The 15,317-nt window shown below is 40.1% G+C and carries 13 protein-coding genes; 2 read left to right on the top strand and 11 right to left on the bottom strand.

The features are described from left to right. Nucleotides 1–3 precede the first annotated feature (3 nt). A complete protein-coding gene (gene rplM, locus HMPREF9706_RS05230; RefSeq protein ID WP_006908330.1) occupies nucleotides 4–447 on the bottom strand; it encodes a 50S ribosomal protein L13 in 444 nt (147 codons plus the stop codon). A 187-nt stretch (nucleotides 448–634) separates the two neighbouring features. Here rplM and HMPREF9706_RS05235 point away from each other — a divergent pair, with 187 nt between their 5' ends. Further along, complete coding sequence (locus HMPREF9706_RS05235; RefSeq protein WP_040444601.1) at nucleotides 635–1,924, top strand: BaiN/RdsA family NAD(P)/FAD-dependent oxidoreductase; 1,290 nt, start codon at nucleotides 635–637, stop codon at nucleotides 1,922–1,924. 70 nt (nucleotides 1,925–1,994) lie between these two features. Here HMPREF9706_RS05235 and HMPREF9706_RS05240 read toward each other — a convergent pair whose 3' ends face one another. The 5 genes from HMPREF9706_RS05240 to HMPREF9706_RS05260 all read right to left on the bottom strand — a co-directional run bounded on the left by HMPREF9706_RS05240 (nucleotide 1,995) and on the right by HMPREF9706_RS05260 (nucleotide 8,698). Continuing rightward, nucleotides 1,995–3,839, bottom strand: coding sequence for a muramidase family protein (locus tag HMPREF9706_RS05240; protein WP_006908332.1), 1,845 nt, complete (start codon nucleotides 3,837–3,839; stop codon nucleotides 1,995–1,997). Between the two features lie 151 nt (nucleotides 3,840–3,990). Continuing rightward, nucleotides 3,991–5,841, bottom strand: coding sequence for a LysM peptidoglycan-binding domain-containing protein (locus tag HMPREF9706_RS05245; protein ID WP_006908333.1), 1,851 nt, complete (start codon nucleotides 5,839–5,841; stop codon nucleotides 3,991–3,993). A gap of 131 nt (nucleotides 5,842–5,972) precedes the next feature. Further along, complete coding sequence (gene groL, locus HMPREF9706_RS05250) at nucleotides 5,973–7,589, bottom strand: chaperonin GroEL (RefSeq protein ID WP_006908334.1); 1,617 nt, start codon at nucleotides 7,587–7,589, stop codon at nucleotides 5,973–5,975. 25 nt (nucleotides 7,590–7,614) lie between these two features. Continuing rightward, nucleotides 7,615–7,881 carry a co-chaperone GroES gene (locus HMPREF9706_RS05255; RefSeq protein WP_006908335.1) on the bottom strand — a complete coding sequence of 89 codons (267 nt, stop codon included), beginning with the start codon at nucleotides 7,879–7,881 and terminating at the stop codon, nucleotides 7,615–7,617. A 193-nt stretch (nucleotides 7,882–8,074) separates the two neighbouring features. After that, on the bottom strand, nucleotides 8,075–8,698 hold the full coding sequence (locus HMPREF9706_RS05260) for a redox-sensing transcriptional repressor Rex (protein WP_006908336.1): 624 nt from the start codon (nucleotides 8,696–8,698) through the stop codon (nucleotides 8,075–8,077). 175 nt (nucleotides 8,699–8,873) lie between these two features. Between HMPREF9706_RS05260 and HMPREF9706_RS05265 the strand changes: the two genes are divergently transcribed. Continuing rightward, a complete protein-coding gene (locus HMPREF9706_RS05265) occupies nucleotides 8,874–10,844 on the top strand; it encodes an ABC-F family ATP-binding cassette domain-containing protein (protein WP_006908337.1) in 1,971 nt (656 codons plus the stop codon). 63 nt (nucleotides 10,845–10,907) lie between these two features. On the opposite strand, the gene tsaD is transcribed toward HMPREF9706_RS05265, so the two are convergent. From tsaD to proS, 5 genes are read right to left on the bottom strand one after another with little or no spacing between them, the layout of a single operon-like run. Then, nucleotides 10,908–11,945, bottom strand: coding sequence for a tRNA (adenosine(37)-N6)-threonylcarbamoyltransferase complex transferase subunit TsaD (gene tsaD / locus HMPREF9706_RS05270; RefSeq protein ID WP_006908338.1), 1,038 nt, complete (start codon nucleotides 11,943–11,945; stop codon nucleotides 10,908–10,910). A gap of 1 nt (nucleotide 11,946) precedes the next feature. Continuing rightward, nucleotides 11,947–12,396, bottom strand: a complete 450-nt coding sequence (gene rimI, locus HMPREF9706_RS05275) for a ribosomal protein S18-alanine N-acetyltransferase (protein ID WP_006908339.1) — start codon at nucleotides 12,394–12,396, stop codon at nucleotides 11,947–11,949. A 12-nt stretch (nucleotides 12,397–12,408) separates the two neighbouring features. Then, entirely contained in the window at nucleotides 12,409–13,008 is a 600-nt protein-coding gene (locus HMPREF9706_RS05280) for a GNAT family N-acetyltransferase (protein WP_006908340.1), read from the bottom strand. Continuing rightward, nucleotides 12,989–13,771, bottom strand: a complete 783-nt coding sequence (gene tsaB / locus HMPREF9706_RS05285) for a tRNA (adenosine(37)-N6)-threonylcarbamoyltransferase complex dimerization subunit type 1 TsaB (protein ID WP_006908341.1) — start codon at nucleotides 13,769–13,771, stop codon at nucleotides 12,989–12,991. Before tsaB ends, HMPREF9706_RS05280 begins: the two co-directional genes overlap by 20 nt. 26 nt (nucleotides 13,772–13,797) lie before the next feature. Then, nucleotides 13,798–15,255 (bottom strand): proline--tRNA ligase, encoded by a 1,458-nt coding sequence (proS, locus tag HMPREF9706_RS05290; protein WP_006908342.1) that lies wholly within the window; start codon nucleotides 15,253–15,255, stop codon nucleotides 13,798–13,800. Nucleotides 15,256–15,317: the final 62 nt, after the last annotated feature.

Raw genomic sequence — 15,317 nt, forward strand, 5'->3', positions numbered from 1 at the left:
TCCTTAAATTAATGATGTAATGTCTAATTCTTTTGGTTGTTGTGCTGCATGTTTGTGGTCTGCACCTTCATAAACAAATAATTTAGTGAATTGTTTACGACCCAAACGGTTATCTGGCAACATACCTTTGACAGAACGTTCAATTAAACGCTCAGGCTTGTTATCACGCATTTGACCAGCGGTTGTAACACGCATACCCCCTGGGTGACCAGAGTAGTTATAATATTTTTTATCAGTTGCTTTTTTACCTGTTAAGGCAACTTTTTCTGCATTAATAACAATCACAAAATCTCCTGTATCAACATGTGGAGTGTAAGTTGGTTTATTTTTACCACGTAAGATTGAAGCAACGACTGTAGAAAGACGTCCTAAGGGAACATCTGTCGCATCAATTAAGACCCAGTTGCGTTCAACTTCGTTTTTCTTAGCCATATATGTTTGACGCACGTTATTTTCCTCCATTACTTTCTTCTTGTTTACAATTACTATGAGTTTCCGGGGCTCATTAGTGGGGTAAACAATACCGTTACTTATCATACCGCCATTTCATATAAATGTCAATTTAAATTTAATAAAATTCAGACTAGTTAAGGCCTTTACCCCGACTCATTCCTCCCTATGCTATAATAATTCTATGATTAAAAAAGGAGTGAGTAAAGTGACTAATTATGATGTCATCGTCATCGGTGCGGGTCCTTCAGGCATGATGGCCGCCATTCAAGCTCGATTATGCGGTGCCCGCGTTGCCATTCTTGAAAGAAATAATCAAGTAGGTCGCAAGCTACTATTAACCGGAGGAGGACGCTGTAACGTCACCAATTCAGCTGATCATCAAGAACTCATTAACCACATTCCTGGTAATGGAAAGTTCCTATATTCCTCTCTTGACCAATTTGACGCCTCCGATATTATCGATTTCTTCACAAAAGCCGGTATTGAACTTAAAGAGGAAGACCATGGTCGAATCTTTCCAGTTAGTAACTCTGCCCGCAGCATTCGAGATGCTCTATTAAATAAAATTAAGGCGTTAAAAATTGACTTATTCTTAAATCAGAGTCTAAAATCAATTCAACAAAGTCCTCAAAGTCAACACATCCAATCTATTAGAACTCAAAATGGGTTAGAACTTACCACTCAGTCATTAATTTTAGCAACTGGGGGGAAATCCTATTCTCGTACCGGTTCACAAGGAGATGGTTATGGCTTTGCTCAAAAATTAGGCCACTCAATCACTCCTCTTTATCCCACAGAGGTTCCTCTTCTGTCCAATGATCCCTTTATCCAATCAAAGGAACTACAAGGGATTTCCCTAACGGATATTAATCTATCTTTGATAAATGAAAGAAATAAGATCATCACGCAACATCGAATGGGGATGGTCTTCACTCACTTTGGTTATTCTGGCCCAGCGGTTTTGCGCTGTTCAGGTCATGTCAATCTTTGGCTTATGAAACACCCTCAAACAGTCGCTCAACTGAGACTAGATTTAACACCAGACTGGACAATTAGCACTTTAGATCAATTCGGTCAAACCCACCGTCAGAAAGAACTCGTCACACTTTTAAAACATTGGATACCTGAAAAATTAGCCCGTTTAATTCTCAAAAACTTGAATCTAGATGGTCATCTAGCGTATAAGAATCTCAGCCCTCAACAAGCGCAGGACCTATGGACCCTAATAAAAGAATTCCCTTTGACCGCCTACCAAAGCCAAAAGCTTGACAAGGCTTTTGTAACTGGAGGAGGCGTCAACTTGAAAGAGGTCGTACCACAAACGATGGCCTCAAAATTAGTCAACGGATTATACTTCTGTGGCGAATTACTAGATATTAATGGCTATACCGGCGGTTTCAATATGACTACTGCTTTTGTCACAGGAGCTGTCGCAGGTCGTCATGCAGCCTTGGAATTAAAGCAACCATAAAATAGCAAAATGTCCTTTAACTTTTAGACGATGTCTAATGGCTAAAGGACATTTTTAATAAATTTTTACTTTAGTTGGATGCTTCACTCGTCGATGATTCTTCAGTGCTATCTGAAGCTGTTTCTTCAGACACCTCCGTTGTTTCTGTTTGATTCAACGGATTCTCCTGACTTTCATCGAAATATTTAGGATCCGAAACCTTTAAGATACCAGATACAACAGCTGCTGTTTCTGGAAGCTTATTCCACTTACGAAGATCTTCAACCGAAACATTATAGGAAGCTGCAATCGATTCTAGCGTCTCTCCCGGTTGAACTTCATGATAATCAACCCACGGATTACTTACAGCAATCTCTTCATCAACATATACTACATTGTCGAGTAGTCCATTCCAAAATCTCAATGCTTCTACACTCACGCCATATTCTTGCGAAATAGAGGCTAAGCTATCTTCTTTTTTAACCTGGTGAATTTCTGGTTTTTGATCCGGTTGAGTCACTGTCAACTCGTCTCCCGCCTTCACTTCACTATTATCCTCAAGTTGAGACCACTGTCTGATTTGAGATTCAGATACGCCGAATAATGTTTCCACATCCGATAATTTATCAGTAACTTTCAGCGTATATTTTAGAGGATAAACTGATTTTAAAGGCCGTTCTTGACCAAAAGAGGTAACCGCTTGAGAAGGATCAGAAACATATAATTCTTGACCCGTTTGAAGTTCGTCATTTAACAAATTATTCCATTGACGTAATTCTTTTTCAGAAATTTGGTACTGGTCGGCAATCTTCTTAAGATCATCACCTTCAACAACAACATGTTTGCTTAAGCTAATCTGAGCGGGATCAAGAGCCAGTGTATTTGGATCCGTTAATTCATCACTTTCTTTTGTTTTTGGTCGACGAATGGTGACTTCCTTATCCTGATCTTTATGTGATCCTGCTGCATTCGGTGTTTGCCCTCGACTTGAAGAAGCGTCTTGTGATGAGGAAGAGTCTCCACTAGATGCACTTGGCGCTTGAGTATTTGAAGATTGGTTGGACCCTGACTGACTCGTACTTCCAGATGGTATATAGATCACCTGTCCAGGGTAGATCATGGTTGAAGATAATCCATTATAAGCCATCAGTGTTTCCATAGACAAACCATAAGCTAATCCAAGATCATAGAGGTTATCCCCTGCTTTAATCGTATAGGCATTCCCACTTGCTTGACCATATGAAGGAGAAGCTGAATTGGAAGAATAAGAAGGAGTCACACTTTGACTTTGGCTAGTCGAATTACCGTAAATTGACAAACGATATCCTGGATAGATAAGATCCGATACTAAACCATTCCAAGCTTTTAATTGTTCTACGCTCACACCATAGTACTGTGCGATACCCGACAGGGTATCTCCTGGAGAAATCGTGTAATTTCCTTGACTAGTTGATGAGCCTTGACCAACTTGTCCAGTCGAAGATTGTCCAACGGAAGTGGTTCCACCACTGGCAACCGCTAGCTGATCTCCAGCAAAAATATAATTTGACGAGAGGCCATTCATAGCTTTTAACTGGTCTAAAGACAGACCATATGCTCGAGCAATATTATACAAGGTATCTCCCGGCTGAACCACATAGGTCGCACCAGATTGTGACGGACTGGATGAAGGCGTTGAGCTAGAAGGTTGAGTAGAACCAGCACCTTCAATCATCAATAAATCTCCAACATCAATCAAAGATGAAGATAAATTATTCATCCGCATAAGTGTATCTGGGCTTAACCCATAACGCTGAGCAATTCCATAAATTGTATCGTTCGGTTGTACAGTATAATAAGTTTGACCTTGGACCTTTAATAAGGGGTCAATCGTCAAGGCGGCAACAGCCGATAAAACTGCTGCTGATTTTATCCATTGTTTTCTTAATATTGTCATTATAATCCCCTCTTTCTCTTTATAAGTGTCTCTCAGTCTCATTATAACATTTTCTAACATCAAAAAAAACTTATTCTACATATTGTCACTGAAACGTCATAAGTCAATTACAAAAAAGAGCCGCCTCTTAATAGCAGCTCTTACATATATTCTAGCGTCCAAAGAAGTGATTAATCCCTTTTACTAATCCGTCTACCAATTTAGCTTGATAAACCGAATTCGTAACTTGTTTAAATTCGGAATAATTATCCATAAATCCAAGCTCGACTAGAGCAGAAGGCATGTCAGTTGTACGAGTGACATGAAGATTTTGCGGCCTTGCTCCCATATTTTTAGCACCGGTTTCATTGATTAAGGCATTTTGTAAACTTTGGGCCAATCGTTTATTCTCATTTAATTTTTCATTTGTTTGATTTTCTGGCGTCATAAAGCCTGGCCAATCAACTGAGCGATCATGATACAAAGTGACGATTCCTTTTGCAGAACCTGCCAAATTAGCTGGCATCGCATTATGGTGAATCGATACAAAAATATCCGTCTTTAGGTCGTTTGCCAAAGCATTCCGTGCTTCTAGACTGACAAAGCGGTCATTTTTACGTGTCTCAAAAACCGAATAACCTTGGGCTCTTAACCGATCTGAGACTTGGCGTGCAATCTTTAAGTTTAAATCTTTTTCCTTGACGCCAAAATTATCCGTACCGGTTTCTGCACCTCCGTGACCTGCATCAATAAAGACTGATCGACTTATTTGAGCCGCCGGTTTTTGTGGAGTTTGGCTAGCAGGTTGACTAGGTTGACTCACATTAGGCGTTGTTTTTCCAGACTTAACGACCAATTGATTTCCTGGATAGATATAATTGGACCTTAGATTATTAAGGCGCTTCAATTCTGGAATGGTAATACCATGCTTGGTAGCGATCGCCCACAAGCTATCTCCCGCTTTAACGGTATAAGTAGCTGGCCCTTGAGTTGTTGCTTGAGTTGGTGCTTGATGATTACCTGAGTTTTGTGAAACGGTCGGTTTCTTGTCAGGGGTTGGACTAGCATTAGTGTTAGGCTGCTTCACATAAAGCTGGTTGCCTGCATAGATATAGTTTGATTTTAAATTATTCCATGTTTTAATATTTTGAATAGTGGTACCATACTTGGTCGCAATTGCCCATAGGCTATCACCAGGCTTCACTGTATAAACATTCGCAGTAACCGATGGTGATGGTTTAGTTACCACCGGTTTTGAAGGTGTTGGGTTAGCCTGATTATTGGGGCTAGGTGTTGATATTACTGGACTAACACGCAATTGATTACCCGCATAAATATAATTCGAGCGTAAGTTATTCCACTGCTTTAGCTGCTGAATGGTTACACCGTGACGAGTAGCAATGGCCCATAGACTATCACCAGGACGAACGACATAGCTTTTTGCGGCAGAAGTTGGCTGCGTTGGCTGAACAGATGGCTTATTCACTTTAGTGTCAGTAGCCACTTGATTATTCTTTGTTGGAGTACTTACTTGAACAGCCAGTTGCTTACCTGGATAGATAAAATTCGAAGAAAGATTATTCCATTGTTTAAGTTGCTGAATGCTTGTTCCGTACTTGTTAGCAATAGCCCATAAACTATCTCCTGCCTTTACCGTATAATCCCCACTCGATTGAGGGGCCGCTGTCATTCCAGTCCCAGTCGGTTGAGGTTGGGACTGAGTAACTGTACTGGTCGATTGATTGCTAGGTTGAACCGATGCCTGTTCAGTCGTTGACGCTTGCGGCTGGCTAACGATTAATTGATTCCCTGTAAAAAGATAATTGGAAGACAGATTATTCCATTGCTTTATATTATCCACGGTCACACCGTAACGATCAGCAATTAATTGTAAATATTCTCCATGTACCACGCTATGTATTTTAACTTCTTGAGCATGAGCGGTTTGTGCAGAAAGAGCCAAAGCAGCTGATCCCGCAACTGCTAAAGCTGAAAATTTAAGACGATTAGAATGTGGATTCATTAGCGGTAACTCCTTGATCTATTTTATAATTCCATCATACCATAGATTGTATCATAAAGGGATTAAATCTAAAAAACTCAAGGACGATTTACGTCCTTGAGTTCTTAAATTCATTTACTATGAAAGCCTGATTACATCATGCCACCCATTTGTGGTCCTGCTGCTTCAGGAGTATCTTTAGGGATTTCTGCAACAATCGCTTCAGTCGTTAATAGAAGAGCAGCAACTGAAGTAGCATTTTGTAAGGCAGAACGAGTAACTTTAGTAGGATCAACAATTCCTGCTTGAATCATATCTTCATACTTATCTGTAGCAGCGTTATATCCTGTACCTTTCTTTGCGTTGAGAACTTCGTTGACAACTACTGATCCTTCTTTACCAGCATTTTGAGCGATTTGACGAATTGGCTCTTCTAAAGCACGAGCAACAATTTTCACACCAGTTGCTTCATCATCAGTTTCAGTTTCAGTTGCTTCAACTTCTTGTTTGATGGTTAAGTAAGCTGTACCCCCACCAGGAACAATTCCTTCTTCAACTGCTGCACGAGTTGCATTCAAAGCATCTTCAATTCTTAATTTAATTTCTTTTTGAGCGGTTTCAGTTGCAGCACCTACTTTGATCACCGCAACACCACCGGCTAATTTAGCGATGCGTTCTTGAAGTTTTTCCTTATCATAGCTTGAAGTGGTTTCTTCAAGTTGTTTACGTAACAATTTAACGCGTTCTTGAATTTTATCTGAATCTCCACCACCTTGGACAATGGTTGTGTTATCTTTTGTAACAGTCACTTTCGCGGTCTTTCCAAGATGATCAACCGTAGCATCTTTTAATTCGAAGCCTAATTCTTCAGAGATAACAGTTGCTCCCGTTAAAACAGCAATATCTTCTAACATTGCTTTACGGCGATCTCCGAATCCAGGTGCTTTTACAGCAACTACATTTAATGTACCACGTAATTTGTTCAACACCAATGTAGGTAAAGCTTCTCCTTCAACATCTTCTGCAATCATTAAGAGTGGACGACCTGATTGCATAATTGATTCAAGCAATGGCAAGATATCTTGAATATTAGAGATTTTACGATCTGTAATAAAGACATATGGACTTTCTAATTCCGCAACCATTTTTTCGTTATCCGTTACCATATATTGTGATAGATAACCACGGTCAAATTGCATCCCTTCTACAACAGATAATTCAGTGTCAATCGTTTGTGAATCTTCAATAGTGATGACTCCATCATTACCTACTTTTTCCATCGCATCCGCAATCAATTCACCAATACGCACTTCACCCGATGAAACAGCTGCTACTTGAGCAATAGATTCTTTCGAAGAAACAGGTTGCGATAATTCTTTGAGCGCCTTAACTGCTGTTTGAGTCGCTTTATCAATTCCTCGGCGGATACCAATTGGATTTGCCCCTGCAGTAACGTTCTTCATTCCTTCGCGGGCAATCGCTTGAGTTAATACGGTCGCTGTTGTTGTTCCGTCACCTGCGATATCGTTTGTTTTTGAAGCGACTTCTTGAACCAATTGAGCTCCCATATTTTCGTAACGATCTTCTAATTCGATTTCTTTAGCGATCGTCACTCCATCATTGGTAATTAATGGAGATCCATAAGTTTTATCTAAAACCACATTTCGTCCTTTAGGACCAATGGTTGTTTTAACTGTATTTGCTAAAATATCCACGCCTCGAAGTAAGGCTGCACGTGCATCTTCTGAAAATTTTAATTCTTTAGCCATAATCTCTCTCCTCTACTCTATTTGACTATTCAACAACTGCTAGAACTTCTTTAAGTTCAATAATAACAAAGTCTTCATTATTATCATTAACTTCTGTTGCTGCAAAAGACTTATAGATCACTTGATCGCCAACTTTAATACCGTCTTTTTCTTCAATTTCATTTCCTAAGGCAACTACTTGCCCGATTTGTTGTTTTTCTTGAGCAGCAGTTGGTAATACAAAGCCACTGGCTGTTGTTGATTCTGCTTCTTTGGCTTTTAATACAATACGTTTTGCTAATGGTTTTAACATTGTGTTCCCTCCATTTTTCATCCTTCATTCCAGGGTTAGCACTCTTAATCGTCAAGTGCTAACCTCTATCTTTATTATAGTAGATGACTTTCTAAAAAGCAAGGGAAATGTTTGCCCTTCTCTCCAAAGAAAAAAGACCCCGATCCTATGATCGCGGTCTCTCAATTTTTTACGATTTCTCCCTACTTCGCTACTATTCCTGATTAATAAAATATATCAAGGTCTGCAACTCATTTGTTAAATCAACATTCTGAACCCGAACATGGTCAGGAACTTGAAAACGAAGTGGCGTAAAATTCAATACTCCCCTTATCCCTACTTCAACCAGGCGTTCCATCACTTGTTCAGCTACCTCTTGAGGAACCGTTAAAATCGCCACTTTCACTTGATTCTTCTTTAATTGCTCCTCCATCTCATCCATCGAGTAGATCGGAACTTGACCATGTTTACTACCAATAAGATCTGGGTTAATGTCAAAAGCCAATCCAATACGGACGTTATTTGACTTGCGAAAATTATAGTTTAGCAAAGCATTTCCCAAAGATCCAACACCAATTAAAGCCGTCGTGATCAATTGATCCTGGTTTAGAGCCTTAGAGAAAAATTGCAATAAATATTCTACATCGTAGCCATAGCCTCTTTTGCCCAATGCACCAAAATACGAAAAATCCCTTCGAATCGTTGCACTATCTACTTTTACTGCTTCACTTAATTCAGAAGACGAAATTCTATCTTTGCCCGCATTATACAAAAATCTTAAATAACGGTGGTAAATTGGCAAACGTTTAGCAGTTGCCTTTGGTATTTTTTGAGTCATTGTTCGCCTCCATTCTAAATTTTTGATAAATCATCATTATTTATTAACATTCTCTATTTATTAGTATATCATCATTTGATACTTCTGCCAATTTCAATTCATGCTTCTATCTAGTTAATCTATATGATTTTCGGGAAACATGCTATAATAAATCTTACTAGAAAGGATGACGGCGATGATTTTACTTCAAGCTCATGATGTCAGTCGACGCTTTGGCGATGAAACTCTTTATGAAAAGGTTAATTTTTCAATTCAAGAAAGAGACCGTATCGCATTAGTCGGACGAAACGGAACCGGTAAATCGACCTTACTCAAACAAATTATGGGGCAAGAACCCATTAATAACGGTCACATCGCTAAAGCCAAGGGATTAAAAATTGGCTATTTAGAACAGCATGTCGCTCTCCATTCCCCCAAGTCCATTTGGGAAGAAATGGAAAGTGTCTTTAAAGATAAGTTACAACTACGAGAGCAAGCTATACAAGCCGCAGACGAAGTGAGTCTATTAGCTAAAGAAGGGCTTATCGACGGTCCCCAATACCATGAAGCCCTAAAAAAATATGACCAACTCAATCTCGCTCTTGAAGAGAAAAATGCCTTTCAAATTGAATCCGACATCCGGACAGTCCTCCATGGTTTTGGCTTTACAGAAGAAGATTATGACCGTCCCATTCAAAGCCTCTCCGGCGGTCAAAAAACAAGGCTTGCTTTAGCGGCGATACTTCTCAAGGATTACGATTTACTGATCCTTGATGAACCCACCAATCATCTTGATATGGAAACATTGGCTTGGTTAGAGTCCTTCCTACAAACCTATCAAGGAGCCCTTCTAATTGTCTCTCATGATCGCTACTTCCTAGACAACGTGGTCAATCAGGTCTATGAATTACGTCACCAAGAGTTCCATCATTATAAGGGAAATTATAGTTACTATGTAGAGGAAAAAGCAACACGGCAAGCTAAAGAATGGAAAGAATACCTTAAACAACAAAGCCAAATTGCTAAATTAGAAGACTTTATCCAAAAGAATATTGTCCGTGCTTCTACGACCAAACGTGCCCAAAGTCGTCGGAAACAGTTAGATAAAATGCAGCGAATCGATAAACCTCTCCAGGACAAGCAAGCACCACGTATTCAATTTTCCACAATGAGTGAGTCTGGCGAACGGGTTATTGAATGCCAAGAGCTCGCCATTGGCTATCCGAATGTCCCTCCTCTCAGTCATGGGATCGACTTAGACTTACGCAAGCAAGATGCTATCGCCATTGTCGGCCCAAACGGAATTGGAAAATCGACCTTATTAAAAACCCTAATCGGTCTACTCCCCCCAAAAGCCGGGCAGGTTAATTTCGGTAGTAATGTTGACTACGGCTATTATGCTCAAAACGTCAATGCACTCGATGGTGATTTAACCGTTCTTGAAACCCTATGGCAGGCACACGATACAACCGATGAATGGAAAATCCGATCAATTCTAGCCTCTTTTCTCTTTGATTCAGATAGTGTGGATAAAAAAGTCAGCTTATTAAGCGGAGGAGAAAAGGCTCGCTTAGCCCTAGCCTTACTCGCTTGCGATCATGATAATACTTTGATTCTTGACGAACCCACCAACCACTTAGATATTGATTCAAAAGAGGTCTTAGAACAAGCCCTTATTGAATACGATGGCACTTTACTCTTCGTTTCACATGATCGCTACTTTATCAATCGCATTGCTTCAAAAGTTTTTGAACTTCATCCCGACGGAGGAACTCTCTACTTAGGTGATTTTGATTACTATATGGCAAAGAAAAAAGAACAAGCCGCCTTTCAGGAGAATAGCCAAAGTAAAGAAGCCTCACCTATCGCAAAACCCTCTAAGATAAATAGCTATGAAGAGAATAAACAACTTAAACGAGAATACCGGAAATTATTAACTGCCGTGGAAGAAGCTCTCGAAGACAATGATCAACTTGAAGATGAAAAACAAAAACTTCACGAAAAGATGATCGAAGCCTCCCACGCTAATGATCAAGACCAACTTTTAAAACTCGACCAAGCTTTAAAACTTTGTCAAGATAATATTGATCAAGCGTTGGAAAAGTGGGAGACTGCGACTCTTGCGTTGGAAGATTTCGAAGCGGAAAACCCCGGATTGACTATCTAAAAAACGTTAACCCTCCTAACTTAGGGGGTTAACGTTTTTTATTGTAACTCACTTAAATTTCTTTTAATCTATCTCATCGCGGAAATCCATATCTGGTCGTGCATTTAGATCTAATCTTGAAAAATCTCCTGCTAAATATAATGGATAAGCTGCTGCTGCAATCATCGCTGCATTATCCCCGCATAAAGACAAAGGTGGAATCAACAGTTTTGTTTGAGGGTATTTTTCTCGGAATAAGCATTCAAGCGCTGAGCGCAAACCTGAATTAGCAGCTACGCCTCCTGCCAAAACAAATTGTTTTGCCGCGGGATTCATTGACATAGCTCGATCAACCTTGGTCAATAACACCTCTATTACCGCTGCTTGAAATGAGGCCGCTAGGTCTACAGAATTAACGCTTTGACCTCTTTGGTGAAGATTATGCACCGTATTCATGACTGCTGATTTCATCCCAGAAAAAGAAAAATCTAGAGAATCTTCTTCCAATAGGGCTCTTGGAATATCATAAAACTTAGCATCTCCCTCATGTGCCAATTGGTCTAAATGCTTACCAGCAGGATAGGGTAAATCTATCAACCGGCCTACTTTATCATAGGCTTCACCCACCGCATCATCCAATGTTTCTCCTAAAACTCGAAAGTCGTTATCATGTTCCATCCAAACTAACTCGGTATGTCCCCCACTTACAATCAGGGATAAAAGAGGATATTCCAAAGGATACACCAAGCGGCTTGCAAAAATATGCCCAGCTAGATGATTGACCCCAATTAAAGGCTTATCATATAGAAAGGCGAGGGTCTTAGCTGCGGTTATACCAACAAGTAACGGGCCCACTAAGCCAGGCCCTTGAGTCACAGCAATCGCATCCACTTTCTCCACACTATCTAATCCGGCTTTTTCTAAAGCCATGGTTAGGATTTGCGTGATCTGTTCTACATGGTGGCGACTTGCAACCTCTGGAACGACGCCCCCAAAGCGCATATGACTCTTCACCTGAGAAGCTACAATATTAGCTAATAATTCCTCCCCGTTTTTAACGATCGCCACACTTGTCTCATCGCAGGACGACTCAATTGCTAGAATTAATTGATCTTCTTTCATTTCAAGACCCCTTCCTCACTAAATCCAACTGCATCACCAAGGCATCATCCAATGGGCTTGTATAATAATCCTTTCGGCAAGCCAGCACATTAAAACAAGCCTGGTGATACAAGGATCGTGCTGCTAGATTTTGACGACGTACTTCAAGGTAAATCGATTGAACCGACTGATTCGTTAATTCATCCACCATGGCTTGCAGCAATCCTTTGGCAACCCCTTGTTTGCGACAACTAGGGTCTACAAAAATATATGTTATTTCTGCTTGATCAAGCACTTGGTGCCAACCACAATATCCCATTATTTTTCGATCCTCTATCGCCACAATTAAATGACTATAGTCTAAGGCTAGGTCTTCTTTAGTCATTGATGGTGTCCAAGAAAAGATCTGGTTGTTTTCTTCAATGTAGGTCTGAATCCACTGAGGAGGTTCTTGATAAAATATTTGAAACATACTGTATCTTCCTTACAAGAATCTTTTTAACAAGAGGGCTGTTTCACCATCATCGTAATAAAAGTTTTTTTTACCAATTTGCATAAAATCATGTTGGTAATAAAATTTTTGTGCCTGACTATTCGATTCTCGAACCTCTAAAGTTGTGTATTTTTTCCCCAAGTATCGACTAGCCTTTAACCAATACTCTAGCATAGAGTGACCCAAGCCTACACCCTGATATTCCGGTAACAGCAATAAATGACTGATGTGACTATAATCTTTCACGAATCGACCGGTGATCATCCCGACCAGAGGATAATCAGAATGATTACTTTTTTCTAATACCAAATACACCAAATTTCGATTATACTTCCAATCACGCTCAAAGTCCTTCAAGTCCCAAGCCAGATAACCCTGATATGCCTTCCCTTCCATCTCAACCATTTGAGGAAGATCTTCATAAGTCGCTAAACGCAATCTAATCATACTATCTTGCTGATTCGGTTTAGCAAGCTTATATACCATTTCTCCTTCTGCCATAGCTTTAATAGAAGCTTCCAAGGCTTTCATATGAGGGTGGTGAACCCCTTGGTTAAATTTAAAAAAATTATTAAGACAAGTCGGTTTCATCCGTTTGTTCCACATAACTTTCTTGTTCACTGGCACCTAATTCAACTGACCGTTTCTGAGCCCATTCTTGCTCAGCCAAGCTCTCATGCGCATAAAAAGGCACGAACAGATTTGGATCACTGACTAAGCTAGTCGGTAAAAATGGTAATCTTTGAAGAGTAACTAGTGCTGAAGGTCCCTCAATGATTTGATAAGTTCCGTCCCATTCTAAGAGATGCTCATGAATAAGCGGAGTAAGGTCCCCCGCTTGATCAATGACCCAATAAATCCTACGGTAGCCTTTACCGTTCACTAACGGAAGCAATTGATCTTTTAACCAACATTCAAAATCAAAATGCCCTTCTTCGAGCATGGAATGTAAGTAGCCATCGCGCCATGTATAAGCCCCAGCATAAACACTTTGCCTTCTAGCATTCATAATAGGTAATACTAAAGCCTGAGCATCATGATCTAAAATTTGACTAGCCATAGCGGCTAAACTAGAAAAAGAATATAGTTGAACCGACTTGGCGACCGCCCATGTTTTAGCAAAAGTTGCTCCAATCCGCATACCGGTGTAAGAGCCCGGACCTCTTCCAATATATAGAGCCTTAATCGATTCATGCGACCAGCCAGCATTCTTTATGAGCTGGTTCACCAAAGGAATCAGGGTTTGCCCATGTTGCTTTGATAATTGATAAGTTTGATCAAGTACCAGTTGATCATCTTGAAATAAAGCGAGCGATAAAGCATTGGTTGAGGTATCTACCGCTAAACTTTTCATGCTGACTTCCTTTCCAAATATACCGATTAATAGGCGCGCGCTAACCAAACAGTTGCTTTAGCCGGCTTACCTGTCACAATACATTTTTCTTTTCTTGGTAAAGCGTGTTCTCCTTGGAAGTAGTGATCAAAAGGAATGTTTCGAGTCGTAAAACCGGTCAATTCCTTTATCTTAGCTTCGCTTTCTTCAGTTCCATCCCAACCGGCCAACACCCATCCTGCCGGCTCATTGTTTTCACGCTGCTTTTCAATATGAGCTTGAAGTTGGTCTAACGTCTCAATATCCGTGTAGATATTTTCTTGATTACGTTGACGGGCCTTAGTCAATAACCGTTCTTGCATTGCTGTCAATGAAGATTGTACCTGGTCTACCAAGTTTGCTAGATCATAGCTTTGTTTGTCAGCTTCATCACGGGCTTTCAAGACAAATTGGCCTTGTTCCAAATCCCTTGGACCGACTTCAATTCTTAAGCAAGCTCCTTTGAGTTCCCACTCATTAAATTTAAACCCAGCCGAATTATCCGAATCATCTAAGCTAGCACGAATACCCGCAGATTTTAATTCCTGTAAGAGTTCTTGCGCTTTTTCAGTTACTTCGGCCAACTTTTTCTTAGGTCCTACCGGAATAATAATCACTTGATGGGCAGCTACTGCTGGAGGCAATACCAAGCCCTGGTCATCTGAATGGGTCATAATCATTGCCCCAATCAACCGTGTTGAAATCCCCCAAGAAGTGGTATGACAATATACATGTTCATTATCACGATTTAAGTAGCGAATATTAAAGGCCTCCGCAAATTTCGTCCCCATATAATGCGAAGTACCCGCTTGAACCGCCTTACCATCTTGCATCATCGATTCAATTGAAAAAGTTTGAACAGCTCCAGCAAAACGTTCAGAAGGCGTTTTCTCTCCCTCAAAAACAGGCATAGCTAATAATTCTTCAGATAAATCACGATAAGCAGCTAACATCTTCATGGTACGCTGTCTAGCATCTTCCTCATTCTCATGAGCAGTGTGCCCTTCTTGCCATAAAAATTCAGAAGTTCTTAAAAACGGAAGCGTTCGTTTTTCCCAACGGAACACATTAGCCCATTGATTAATTTCATAAGGAAGATCCCGATAAGAATTAATCCAATTTGAAAAGGCATCCCCAATCATCGTTTCAGAAGTTGGACGTAGGGCCAGTCTTTCTTCCAACGCTTCACCAGCTGCCTCGGTTACCCAAGGTAATTCTGGGGCAAAACCTTCGATATGATCTTTTTCCCGTGTAAAGAAAGACTCAGGAATGAGCATTGGGAAATAAGCATTCCGAATCCCTTCAGCCTTTAATTTCTGATTGAAACATTCTTGGATATGTTCCCAAATCTCAAAGCCATTAGGCTTAAAGATCATACAACCCCTAACTGGTGAATAATCCATTAAATCTGCTTTTTGAATTGTCTGCAAATACCACTTTGAAAAATCTTCTTTTCTTGTTACCATTCTTTTCCCTCCAAAATAAAAAGACTGTCTTCATCCGATTAAGGACGAAGCACAGTCTTACT

This window comes from Facklamia hominis CCUG 36813 (assembly GCF_000301035.1).
GTDB classification, from domain to species: Bacteria; Bacillota; Bacilli; order Lactobacillales; family Aerococcaceae; genus Facklamia; species Facklamia hominis.

Excerpts from the sequence above, each read along its gene's own strand:
- HMPREF9706_RS05235 (WP_040444601.1), top strand. The coding sequence starts at position 635 with ATGATTAAAAAAGGAGTGAGTAAAGTGACTAATTATGATGTCATCGTC.
- groL (WP_006908334.1), bottom strand. The coding sequence starts at position 7,589 with ATGGCTAAAGAATTAAAATTTTCAGAAGATGCACGTGCAGCCTTACTT.
- rimI (WP_006908339.1), bottom strand. The coding sequence starts at position 12,396 with ATGTTTCAAATATTTTATCAAGAACCTCCTCAGTGGATTCAGACCTAC.
- HMPREF9706_RS05245 (WP_006908333.1), bottom strand. The coding sequence starts at position 5,841 with ATGAATCCACATTCTAATCGTCTTAAATTTTCAGCTTTAGCAGTTGCG.
- HMPREF9706_RS05240 (WP_006908332.1), bottom strand. The coding sequence starts at position 3,839 with ATGACAATATTAAGAAAACAATGGATAAAATCAGCAGCAGTTTTATCG.
- HMPREF9706_RS05280 (WP_006908340.1), bottom strand. The coding sequence starts at position 13,008 with ATGAAACCGACTTGTCTTAATAATTTTTTTAAATTTAACCAAGGGGTT.
- HMPREF9706_RS05260 (WP_006908336.1), bottom strand. The coding sequence starts at position 8,698 with ATGACTCAAAAAATACCAAAGGCAACTGCTAAACGTTTGCCAATTTAC.
- HMPREF9706_RS05265 (WP_006908337.1), top strand. The coding sequence starts at position 8,874 with ATGATTTTACTTCAAGCTCATGATGTCAGTCGACGCTTTGGCGATGAA.
- HMPREF9706_RS05255 (WP_006908335.1), bottom strand. The coding sequence starts at position 7,881 with ATGTTAAAACCATTAGCAAAACGTATTGTATTAAAAGCCAAAGAAGCA.
- tsaD (WP_006908338.1), bottom strand. The coding sequence starts at position 11,945 with ATGAAAGAAGATCAATTAATTCTAGCAATTGAGTCGTCCTGCGATGAG.
- proS (WP_006908342.1), bottom strand. The coding sequence starts at position 15,255 with ATGGTAACAAGAAAAGAAGATTTTTCAAAGTGGTATTTGCAGACAATT.
- tsaB (WP_006908341.1), bottom strand. The coding sequence starts at position 13,771 with ATGAAAAGTTTAGCGGTAGATACCTCAACCAATGCTTTATCGCTCGCT.